At 72.9% G+C, this 11,239-nt stretch carries 9 protein-coding genes; 4 read left to right on the top strand and 5 right to left on the bottom strand.

The annotated features are described in order from the left end of the window. Position 1 precedes the first annotated feature (1 nt). The 4 genes from ACIBKX_RS09875 to ACIBKX_RS09860 form a co-directional block, all read right to left on the bottom strand. Complete coding sequence (locus ACIBKX_RS09875; protein WP_363271355.1) at positions 2–832, bottom strand: 5'-methylthioadenosine/S-adenosylhomocysteine nucleosidase; 831 nt, start codon at positions 830–832, stop codon at positions 2–4. Between the two features lie 78 nt (positions 833–910). Then, entirely contained in the window at positions 911–2,080 is a 1,170-nt protein-coding gene (locus tag ACIBKX_RS09870; RefSeq protein WP_363271354.1) for an anhydro-N-acetylmuramic acid kinase, read from the bottom strand. Between the two features lie 196 nt (positions 2,081–2,276). Further along, positions 2,277–3,266: an acyl-CoA dehydrogenase family protein gene (locus ACIBKX_RS09865; RefSeq protein WP_363271353.1), complete on the bottom strand. Its 990-nt coding sequence runs from the start codon at positions 3,264–3,266 to the stop codon at positions 2,277–2,279. Continuing rightward, complete coding sequence (locus ACIBKX_RS09860) at positions 3,266–4,423, bottom strand: acyl-CoA dehydrogenase family protein (protein WP_363271352.1); 1,158 nt, start codon at positions 4,421–4,423, stop codon at positions 3,266–3,268. The genes ACIBKX_RS09865 and ACIBKX_RS09860 overlap by 1 nt, the downstream gene beginning before the upstream one ends. Before the next feature lie 176 nt (positions 4,424–4,599). On the opposite strand from ACIBKX_RS09860, the gene ACIBKX_RS09855 reads away from it, so the two are divergent. The 4 genes from ACIBKX_RS09855 to ACIBKX_RS09840 all read left to right on the top strand — a co-directional run bounded on the left by ACIBKX_RS09855 (position 4,600) and on the right by ACIBKX_RS09840 (position 10,026). Beyond that, positions 4,600–5,382 carry an SDR family oxidoreductase gene (locus ACIBKX_RS09855; RefSeq protein WP_363271351.1) on the top strand — a complete coding sequence of 261 codons (783 nt, stop codon included), beginning with the start codon at positions 4,600–4,602 and terminating at the stop codon, positions 5,380–5,382. 15 nt (positions 5,383–5,397) lie between these two features. Next, positions 5,398–6,045 (top strand): TetR/AcrR family transcriptional regulator, encoded by a 648-nt coding sequence (locus ACIBKX_RS09850; protein ID WP_363271350.1) that lies wholly within the window; start codon positions 5,398–5,400, stop codon positions 6,043–6,045. A gap of 46 nt (positions 6,046–6,091) precedes the next feature. Further along, a complete protein-coding gene (locus tag ACIBKX_RS09845; protein ID WP_363271349.1) occupies positions 6,092–7,249 on the top strand; it encodes an acetyl-CoA C-acetyltransferase in 1,158 nt (385 codons plus the stop codon). Between the two features lie 128 nt (positions 7,250–7,377). Further along, a complete protein-coding gene (locus ACIBKX_RS09840; protein ID WP_363271348.1) occupies positions 7,378–10,026 on the top strand; it encodes an AAA family ATPase in 2,649 nt (882 codons plus the stop codon). A 167-nt stretch (positions 10,027–10,193) separates the two neighbouring features. On the opposite strand, the gene ACIBKX_RS09835 is transcribed toward ACIBKX_RS09840, so the two are convergent. After that, on the bottom strand, positions 10,194–11,234 hold the full coding sequence (locus ACIBKX_RS09835) for a nitronate monooxygenase (RefSeq protein WP_363271464.1): 1,041 nt from the start codon (positions 11,232–11,234) through the stop codon (positions 10,194–10,196). Between the last annotated feature and the right edge of the window lie 5 nt (positions 11,235–11,239).

Here is an 11,239-nt window from a genome sequence, read left to right as displayed (position 1 = left end):
GTCACGCCCCAGGTCCGTTCACGATCTTCCCGACGACCGGGCCGTTGAAGGTGCCGCCGCTCATGTCGATGTGGTCGCCGCCGTACCGCCGTGACGGCACCGCGGCGTCGCGGTCCGGCGGGAGCACCATCTCGCGGACGACCGCCACCGCGGCCTCGGCCGCGTTCCGCGCGGCGAGCTGCTGGTTTCCCGCGGCGTCGGCCGCGGCCTTGCCCGCGTCCGCCTTGTCGCTGATCCCGCGGACGATGAGGGCGCCCAGATCCCCGGCGAGATGCGCGGCGTGCGCGACGCCGCTGCCCTCCATCTCGATGGCTACGGCGTCGTTGTAGTGGGTGCGCACATGCTCGGCGATCGCGGACGACGCGTCGGCGAGGACCACGTCCCCGACGGCGATCGGCTTGAACAGCGCACGCCCGCGCAGGGCTTCGCGCGCCGCCTGCTCCAGGGCGTGCGGCGCCCGCCAGGCCTCGGGGCGCACGAGGAAGCCCTCGGGGGTCTGCTTGCCGCCGTGGATGCCGTACACCTTCGTCGCCACGACCACGTCGCCGATCGCGACGTCGTCCTTCAGGCCGCCCGCGACGCCGACGAAGATCACGGCCCGCGGTTCGAGCCAGGTCGCGACGCGTTCGGTGAGCGCGGCGGCGGTGAGCGTGCCCTCGCCGATTTCCGACAGGGCGAGGTGCCAGGGGCTTTCGGGGAGCGGACCGCGCACCGCACGGGTGCCGTGGCGCGGATGGACGAGCTTCTCGGCCTGCGGAAGATGGCTCCGCACGGCGGCGTACTCGAGCGGGAGGGCGGTGAGCACGGCCACGGTGGGTGGTGTCTGCGGCATGTGCCTAAAGTACTGCGGTTCAGGGCATTCGGGCCGCAGCGTGCGGTCATCGCGCGTGGCCGCAATTGCCGCGCAGGCTCAGCGAGTTGCCCCGTCCACCACCAGTCGCACCGGCACCACCCCCACGTCGGCGGGCGCCGGAAGGCCGCGCCGCCCCGGAGTGACCGAGCCGAGCACGCTGGCATGCCGCGCCCCCGTGCTCTCCGGGACCGTCCCCGGTAGTCCGTGCGCGGTCAGGAAGCCGAGTACGGCGAAGGCGTACGCCTCCTTCGCGGCGGACGGAAGCCCCAGCTCGTCGGAGGTGCGCACCGGGACCCCGGAGCCCAACTCGGCCCGCAGGAACGCCATCAGCGTCGGATTGCGCGTGCCGCCGCCGGACGCGACGACCTCGGTGGCACCGACCGCGCGGACGGCGTCGGCGACCGTGCGCGCGGTCAGCGCGGTGAGGGTCGCGACGACGTCCTCGGGGGCGAGCGCCTCGTACCCGACCAGGGCCGCCCGCAGATAAGGCAGATGGAAGAGCTCCTTGCCGGTGGTCTTCGGGGCGGGCCGCGCGTAGTACGGCTCGGCCGCCAGGTCCGCGAGGAGGCCCTCGTCGACCGTGCCGCGCGCGGCGAGTTCGCCGTCGAGGTCGCAGCTGAGCCGGTCGCCGGTGAGATCGCGCACCGCCGCGTCGATCAGGGCGTTGGCGGGGCCGGTGTCGAAGGCGCTGCCGTCGGGGGCGGTGATGTTGGCGATGCCGCCCAGATTCAGCGCGGCGGGGGCGCCGGGCCTGCCGCGCAGCCACATCCGGTCGACGAGGCTGACCAGGGGCGCGCCCTGGCCGCCCGCCGCGATGTCGCGCGGGCGGAAGTCGGCGACCACGGGGAGCCCGGTCGCCTCGGCGATCCACGCGGGCTGGCCGATCTGCAGCGTGCCGTGCACCTGGCCGTCGTCGACCCAGTGGTAGACGGTCTGCCCGTGCGAGGCGACCAACTCGGCCCGCCTGTCGCACAGTTCACGGTCCGCCTCGGCCGCCGCCGCGGCGAACGCCTGGCCGATACGGGTGTCCAGGCGGCAGACGTCCGCCAGTGTGGTGGCCGCGGGCGGCAGGGCGGCGCCGAGCGCCGCCCGCAGCGATTCGTCGTAGCCGCGGGTGATGAGCCCGAGCGGGGTGAGCACCAGCCGGTCGTCCTCGATCGTCAGGTCGGCCGCGGCGGCGTCGATGGCGTCGTACGAAGTCCCCGACATCAGCCCGATTACGCGCACGTGCTGCCCCTTTCGCTCACCTCACCAGTGCGTTTGATCATCGCAGCGAAGACGGGGCGAGCGCACTCGCACGTACGAACCAGTTCAGGCCGGATTGGTGGCCGCCCGGGATCCGTCCGTCATCCGCATGGCACCCGCTTGCCACCCCTCTGCGATCCGTCTGCGATCTGTCTGCCATGCGTCTGCCATCCGTCTGTCAGGCGTCACCCCCGGTCAGCACCCGCTTCCGGCAGTCGGCGGGGCTGCCCCACGCGGTGCGCAGCGCACGCGCCTTGGTCAGCCACAGCGAGAGGTCGTACTCGGAGGTGTAGCCGATCGCCCCGTGCAACTGGAGCGCCGTGCGCGCCGCGGCGTACGCGGCTTCGCCCGCCGCGACCTTCGCGGCGGCGACATCGGCCGGCTTCATCGTCAGCGCCGCCCCGAACAGCAGCGGCCGGGCGAACTCGAGCCCGATCAGGGTGTCCGCGAGACGGTGCTTGACGGCCTGGAAGCCGCCGACCGCCGTGCCGAACTGAGTGCGCTGCTTGACGTACGCGACGGTCTTGTCCAGGAGCGCGAGGCCGACGCCCAGCGCCTGCGCGGCCGTGGCCAGCGCCGCCCAGTCCGCAGCGGACCGCGCGGCCGCCGTCACCGACGGCCCCGACGCGAGGAGTTCACCGGTGGCGTCAAGCCGGCCGAGGTGGCGGGCCGGGTCCAGGGAGCGGCCCACGCGCGCGTGCCCCGACGCGAGGCGCAGCTCACCCCCGGAGGCGGTGAGCGCGAGCGCCGCCGCGTCCGCGTCCAGCGCGAACGGACCGCCCTCGGGGAGTGTCAGCGTCGCCACGCTGTCACCCGCCGCCAGCGGCGGCAGCAGCCGTTTGGCCGGTTCCGCCTCGCCCAGCTCGGCGAGGCGGGCCAGGAGCGCGGCCGCAGCCACCGTCTCGACCACCGGGCCCGGCACGGCATGCCGCCCCAACTCGACGAAGGCGACGGCCACTTCCACGGGGAGCGGGCCCACCCCCTCGTACTCCTCGGGGGCCGCGAGGGCGAACACGCCCGCGTCCGCGAGCCGCGCCCACACGGCACGCCCCGGAGCGGGGTCCCCGGCGGCCCAGGCCCGCGCGGCGGCCGGGGTGTCCGCCGCCGTCAGCATCGCGTCCAGGGAGCGCGCGAACTCGCGCTGCTCGGCGTCGAGCAGGAACCTCATCAGCGGCGTCCCTTCGGCAGGCCGAGCAGCCGCTCGGCGATGATGTCCCGCTGGATCTCGTTGGTGCCCGCGTAGATCGGCCCGGCGAGCGAGAACACGTACCCTTCCGCCCACTCGCCGTCGTCCGCCAACTCGCCCTCTGGGCCCAGGAGATCCAGCGCCGTCTCGTGCAGCGCGATGTCGTACTCGGACCAGAAGACCTTGTTCAGGCTCGACTCGGCGCCGATCGTCTCGCCCGCGGCGAAGCGCGAGGCGTTGGCCCAGGTGAACAGCTGGTAGGCGCGAGCGCCGATGACGGCGTCGGCCACCCGGTCGGCGAGGGCGGTGTCCGCCGGGTCGCCGTGCGCGCGCCACTGGGCCGCCAGGCGCTCGGCCGCCGCGACGAAACGGCCGGGGGAGCGCAGCGTCAGACCCCGTTCGTTGCCCGTCGTCGACATCGCGATGCGCCAGCCCTGGCCCGGCTCTCCGATCACGTCCTCGTCCGGTACGAAGACGTCGTCAAGGAAGAGCTCGGCGAAGGCCGGCTTTCCGTCCAGGCGGCCGATGGGGCGGACGGTCACGCCGTCCGCGTCGAGCGGGAACATCAGATACGTCAGACCGCGGTGTGGCTTGCCCGGATGCCGCTCCGGCGGATCGCTGCGGAACAGGCCGAACGCGCGGTCGGCGAACGCGGCCCGCGAGGACCAGGTCTTCTGGCCGCTGAGCAGCCAGCCGCCCTCCGTGCGGCGGGCGGTGGAGCGCAGGGACGCGAGGTCGGAGCCCGATTCCGGCTCGGACCAGGCCTGCGCCCAGATGACCTCGCCGCTCGCCATCGGCGGCAGGATCCGCGCGCGCTGCTCGGCCGTGCCGAAGTCGAAGAGGGTCGGCGCGAGGAGGTTGATGCCGTTCTGCGAGACGCGGCCGGGGCCGCCCGCCGCGAAGTACTCCTCCTCGAACACCAGCCACTTGACGATGTCGACGCCCTGTCCGCCGTACTCCTCGGGCCAGGACACCACCGACCAGCGGTCGGCCGCGAGCTCGTGCTCCCAGGCGCGGTGCGCGGCGAAGCCCTCCGCCGTCTCCAGCGACGGCAGCGGCTCGGCCGGCACATGCGCGGCGAGCCAGGCGCGCGCCCGCTGCCTGAACTCCTCTTCTCCGGCGGTGAAGTCGAGGTCCATCAGTGGCCCACCTCTTCGGTCCTCTTCGATTGGTCTGGTCGATCCGATCCGATCCGGTCGGTTGGGTCGGTTCGGTCGGATCTTCTCTGCACTCTTCCCTAACAAGTGTTTGGTAGATTACCGTGAAGGGAGCCGGTCGTCGAGGGGCGGCGGGAGTGAACCGAAGGAGGTCGCGCATGACAGCGCCCGAGTACGAACCGGGGCACGGTCTGCTCGCCGGCCGCACGGCCGTCGTCACCGCCGCGGCCGGGGCGGGCATCGGCGGCGCCACCGCGCGCCGCTTCCTGGAGGAGGGCGCCCGCATCGTCATCGGCGACGCCCACGCGCGCCGCACGAAGGAGGCGGTGGCGGCGCTCGCCGAGGAGTTCGGCGCCGACCGGGTCGCCGGCACCCCGTGCGACGTCACGGACGAGACCCAGGTCCAGGCGCTCTTCGACCTGGCGGAGGAGCGCCACGGCGGCCTTGACGTCGTCGTGAACAACGCGGGCCTCGGGGGCACGGCCGAGCTGACGGAGATGACCGACGAGCAGTGGGACAAGGTCATCGACGTGACGCTGACCGGCACCTTCCGTGCCACGCGCGCGGCCCTGCGCCGGATGCGCGCCGCGGACCGCGGCGGCGTCATCGTGAACAACGCGTCGGTGCTCGGCTGGCGCGCCCAGGCCGGCCAGGCGCACTACGCCGCGGCGAAGGCCGGCGTCATGGCCCTCACCCGCTGCGCGGCCGTCGAGGCGGCCCCGCACGGGATCAGGATCAACGCGGTGTCGCCCAGCCTCGCCATGCACCCGCATCTGGTCAAGGTCACGTCTCCGGAGCTGCTCGAAGAGCTCACGGCGCGCGAGGCGTTCGGGAGATACGCGGAGCCCTGGGAGATAGCCAACGTCATCGTCTTCCTGGCCAGTGGCTACGCCTCGTACATGACGGGGGAGACGGTCTCGGTCAGCAACCAGCACGCGTAGGCGGAGAATGACCGTGTGTCGAAACCGAAACAGAGCACCAGTGACCAGCAGGGCGCCGGCAAGAAGAAGCCCCCGGTGAGCCCCTCGCCCGAGCGCCGCCGCGAGCTGCTCGCCATCGCCGCGGACGTCTTCGCCGAGCAGGGGTACAACGCGACGACGGTCCGCAAGATCGCCGACGCCGCGGGCATGCTCGCCGGCAGCCTCTACTACCACTTCGACTCCAAGGAGTCGATGCTCGAAGAGATCCTCCGCACGTTCCTCACCGAGCTCTGGGACGGGTACGACAACGTGCTCCAGGCCCAGCTCGACCCCCGCGAGACCCTCGAAGCCCTCGTCACCGAGTCCTTCCGGGAGATCGACCGGCACCGCGCGGCCGTCGCGATCTACCAGAAGGAGTCCAAGCACCTGGTCGCGCAGCAGCGCTTCCAGTACCTGTCCGACTCGCAGCAGCGCTTCGAGAAGGCCTGGCTCACGACGCTGGAACGGGGCGTCGCGGAAGGCGTCTTCCGCGACGACCTGGACATCCGGCTCGCCTACCGCTTCGTGCGCGACACCGTCTGGGTCGCCGCGTCCTGGTACCGCCCCGGCGGAGGCCACAGCCCCGAGGAGATCGCCCGCCAGTACCTGTCGATGGTCCTGGACGGCATCTCCGTACGTACGTGAGCGGTCCGTCGCACGACGGCACCGCACGACCGAGGAGTACGCAGTCATGGCCGAGGCCTACATCGTCGAAGCGGTCCGCACCCCCGTCGGCAGGCGCAAGGGCGGCCTCTCGGCCGTCCACCCCGCCGACCTGGGAGCCCATGTCCTGAAGGCGCTGGTCGAGCGCACCGGCGTCGACCCGGCCGCCGTCGAGGACGTCGTCTTCGGCTGTCTGGACACGGTCGGCCCGCAGGCCGGCGACATCGCCCGCACCAGCTGGCTCGCCGCCGGACTGCCCGAAGAGGTGCCCGGCGTCACCATCGACCGGCAGTGCGGCTCCTCGCAGCAGGCCGTGCACTTCGCGGCCCAGGGCGTCCTCTCCGGCACCCAGGACCTGGTCGTCGCGGGCGGCACGCAGAACATGTCGATGATCCCGATCGCCTTCGCCTCCCGGCAGGCCGCCGAGCCGCTCGGCCTCACCGAAGGGCCCTATGCGGGCAGCGAGGGCTGGCGCGCACGCTACGGAAACCAGCCGGTCAACCAGTTCCACGGCGCCCAGCTGATCGCCGAGAAGTGGGGCATATCCCGCCGCGACATGGAGGAGTTCGCCCTCCGCTCGCACCAGCGGGCGCTCCGCGCGATCGACGAGGGCCGCTTCGACCGCGAACTCGTCGCCTACGGGGACGTGACCACCGACGAGGGCCCGCGCCGCGACACGACCCTGGAGAAGATGGCCGGCCTCAAGCCCGTCATGGACGACGGCACCATCACCGCCGCCTGCTCCTCCCAGGTCTCGGACGGCGCGGCCGCGATGCTCATCGCGAGCGAACGGGCCGTCCGGGAGCACGGGTTGACGCCGCGGGCCAGGATCCACCACCTCTCGGTGCGCGGCGAGGACCCCATCCGGATGCTGTCCGCCCCCATCCCCGCCACGGCGTACGCGCTGAAGAAGACCGGCATGAGCATCGACGACATCGACCTCGTCGAGATCAACGAAGCCTTCGCGCCGGTCGTCCTCGCCTGGCTGAAGGAGACCGGGGCGGACCCGGAGAAGGTCAATGTCAACGGCGGCGCGATAGCCCTCGGCCACCCCCTCGGCGCCACGGGCGTCAAGCTGATGACGACTCTCCTGCACGAACTGGAGCGCACCGGCCGCAGGTTCGGCCTCCAGACGATGTGCGAAGGCGGCGGTCAGGCCAATGTGACCATCGTCGAGCGGCTCTGACGGCGTCCTCCGACGGCAGCTGTCTCACCCCTTGTGGCGGTTGCTGCCCGGACCCCGCACCGTGAGGCCCTCCACCCGGCTAGTCTCGAGGTCTGTACGTCGATTGAGCGACCTCAGGAGGTAGCGCGATGACGCAGGGACGGCCCGGAGGAGCCACCTGGGCCCCGCTGTGGGAGCGCGACGCGGAACTCACCGCGGCGGCACGGGCCGTCGACGAGCTGTGCTCCGATTCGATGACGTCGGGCGGTCTGCTCGTCTTCCGCGGCGAGGCGGGCATCGGCAAGACGGCACTGCTCGCCGAGGTACGGAGGATCGCGGAGGGCCGGGCCACGGTCTGGTCCGCGCGCGGCGGCGAGACCGTCACCTCCGTCCCCTTCAATGTCGTACGCCAACTGCTGCAGCCCGCACTGGTGTCGCTCACGCCCGACGAGGCCCGCGAGTATCTCGGCGACTGGTACGAGATCGCGGGACCCGCGCTCGGCATAGCCGAGCCGGGCGGTCGCCAGGCCGATCCGCAGGGCGTGTGCGACGGCCTGGTCGAGGCCGTCGCCCGCCTCGCGGGGCTGCACTGGCCGCTCGTCCTGCTCGTCGACGACGCGCACTGGGCCGACCAGGAGACCCTGCACTGGCTGGCCGCGTTCGCCCAGCGCCTTGCCGAACTGCCGGTTCTCGTCGTGGTCGCCCACCGTCCGGACGAGGCCACCGGCGACAGCGCGCGCCATCTCGCCGCGGTCGGCGCGGCGGCAGGCCCCTCGACCACCCTGCGCGCGTTCACCCCGGACGCCGCGGCCGGACTCACCCGCGCCACCCTCGGCGAGCACGCCGACGCCCCGTTCTGCCGCGAGGTCTGGGCCGTCACCGGCGGCAACCCGTACGAATCGGTGGAACTCCTCGCCAAGGTGCAGGACAGCGAGCTCGAACCGGTGGAGAGCTCCGCCGCCGAGCTGCGCGCCCTGAACCGCTCGGCGCGCGGCCACGGACTCGTCGCCCGCCTCGAAGGACTCGGCACGGACGTCACCCGGTTCGCCTGGGCCGCCGCGATCCTCGGCACGGCGATCCCACTCGACCTCGCCGCCTCGCTCGCCGGGATGCGGCGTGACGCCGCCGAGCGGTGCGCGGAGCGGCTGCGCACGGCCCGCATCCTGATCGGCGACGACGAGGGCATGGAGTTCGTCCACCCGCTGATCGGCAGCACCGTCTACCGCTCCATCCCGGCCGCGACCCGTACGGCGATGCACGGTCAGGCGGCCTGGGCCGTCACCCTGTCGGGGCGCGGCGCCGCGGCCGCTTCCCGGCATCTGCTCGAAGTCCATCCGGACGACGACCCCGAGCTGGTCGACCAGTTGCGCGAGGCCGCCGCCGAGCATCTCGCGGTCGGTGCCCCGGATGCCGCCCGGCGCTGCCTGGAGCGGGCCCTGCGGGAACCGCCGCTGCCCGAGCTGCACGCGCGCGTGCTCTACGAACTGGGCTGCGCCACGCTCCTCACCTCGCCCGCCACCACCATCGCCCACCTCAGCGAGGCGCTGCACACGGAGCGACTCGACCGCACCCTGAGAGTCGACGCGGTCTGCCGCCTCTCCCAGGCGCTGGTGCACAACGACCAGTTGGAGGAGGCCCTGCGCGTCGTGGACGCCGAGGCCGCCCGCCTCGAGCCGGGACCCGACCGGATGCGGCTGCAGGGCGTCCACTACATGTGGGAGGGCATCCACGCCGGCGAGGAGGACGCCCCCGGCCGCTCACGCCGCCTCGCCGCGCTCGCCGGACCGCTGCCGGGACGCGACAACTCCGAGCGCGCCCTGCTGATCCTGCGCGCCTTCGACGCGATGACCCGCGGGGAGAACGCGGAGGAGATCGTCGAACTCTGCGACCGCGCCCTGGTCAACGGCCGGCTCGCGCCCGGACTCGGCTGGACCGACACCGAGTGGGGCTTCGAGCTCCTGATGATGCTGGGCAGCGCGTATATCTTCACCGACCGCCTCGACCGTGCCGAGAGCCTCTTCTCGGAGGCGGTCCGTGCCTACGAGACCGCGGGCTGGAGCGGCGGACATCTGGCGCTCGCCAAGGCCTGGTCCGGTCTGGTGTACCGCAGGCGCGGCCGGCTCGCCGAGGCGGAGGCTTCGCTGCGGGACAGCCTGCGCCTGGCCGACCGTGTCGGCAGCGGCCTGCCGATGCACTGGGACGCCGCGTGCATGCTCATCGACACGCTGCTCGCCCGCGGCAAGGTCGACGAGGCCGAGGAGGTCGCCGAGCGGTACGGCATCGCGCCGCCGTACCCGTCCACGATCTTCGTGCCCGACATCCACTCCGTGCGGGGCCGGTTGCTCATCGCGACGGGCCGGCGGAGCGAGGGCGTCAACGAACTGGAGGTAGCGGCGAAGGCGTCGAACGCGCGTGGCCGCTACAACACGATCGTCGCCCCCTGGGCACACGACCTGGCCCGCGCGCTCGCCTCGGAGGATCCGCGGCGGGCCGCCGAACTCGCCGCGGACGCACGGGTCCAGGCGGAGCTGTTCGGCACGGAGACGGCGATCGGCGAGGCACTGCGCTGCGCGGCGTCCCTGGAGACCGGCCAGCGCGCGGTCGCCCTGTACGCCCGTGCGGTGGCCTGCCTGGAGGCCTCCCCGTGCGCGTACGAACACGCGGTGGCCCGAGTGGAGTACGGCATCGCGGCGGGCGCGGCAGGGGAGTTGACGCGCGGCCTGGACCTTGCGGAGGCATGCGGGGCGGACGGGTTGGCGGCACGGGCGAGGGCGTCGCTGGAGGCGGTGGGGGTGTGAGGCGGGGCGGCGCCGTCCTCGCCGCCCCTTCGCGGCGGATCTGTCCCGCCCAGCCACCCGATTCCCCCGGCGAACTCGGCGAAGCCGATGATCCACGGCTGCCACCTTGAGGCCGACGGAACCGGAAGGGATTCGGGTAGCGGCTGGAATGCGCAGAAGAACTGCCCTCACCCCAGCCGCTTCACCACCTCGGCAGCCTCCTCCATCACCCGCGCCACCAACTCCTCGCAGGACGGCAGATCCTCGATCACCCCCGCCACCTGCCCGGACGCCATCACGCCCGCCTCCGGCCGACCGTCCACCATCGCCGCCTTCAACAACATCGGCGTATTCGCGGCCAGCAGGATCTGACTCCACGCGAGCTGCTTGCCGTGCCGCATCGCCAGGCCGTCCTTGATCATCTCGGCCCAGCTCATCCCGGACATCTTCCGGAACGCCGCCGCATGCCGCACCGCCCGCGCGAGGGACGGGACACGGCCGGACTTCTCCAGGGCGGCGACCAGTTCCGTGCGCAGCATGCGGTGGGGCAGGCCGTCCACCTTCGTCGTCACGGTCACGTCCTTGACGGACGCCGCGAGGTACCGCTCCTTGACCGCGTCCGGCACCGTCGAGTCCGAGGTCAGCAGAAAGCGCGTCCCCATCGCGACCCCCGCGGCGCCGTAGGCCAGCGCCGCGACAAGCCCCCGCCCGTCACGGAATCCGCCCGCAGCGATCACCGGGATGTCCACCGCGTCCACGACCTGCGGCAGCAGCACCGTCGTGGCGACGTCCCCCGTGTGTCCGCCGCCCTCACCGCCCTGGACGACCACCGCGTCCGCGCCCCACGCCGCCACCTTCTCGGCATGCCTGCGCGCACCGATGGAGGGGACGACGATCACCCCGGCGTCCTTCAGCTCGGCTATCAGGTCCTTGGAGGGGGCCAGCGCGAACGACGCGACCCGGACGCCCTCGTCGACGATGACCCGCACCCGGTCCCGCGCGTCGCCCGCGTCCGCCCGCAGATTCACCCCGAACGGCTCGTCCGTACGGGACTTGACCTCCCGGACGGCCGACCGCAGCTGGTCGACGGTCATCGTGGCGGACGCCAATATGCCGAGGGCGCCCGCGTTCGCCGTCGCGGAGACCAGACGGGGTCCGGCCACCCAGCCCATGCCGGTCTGCACGATCGGGTGGCGCACCCCCACCAGTCTGGTCAGCGCCGTCTCCATGGTCG

The sequence above is a fragment of the Streptomyces sp. NPDC050658 genome (genome assembly GCF_044457025.1).
Taxonomy (GTDB): domain Bacteria; phylum Actinomycetota; class Actinomycetes; order Streptomycetales; family Streptomycetaceae; genus Streptomyces.
Note: the sequence above shows the minus strand (reverse complement) of the source record. Positions and strands in the feature narration are given on the sequence as shown.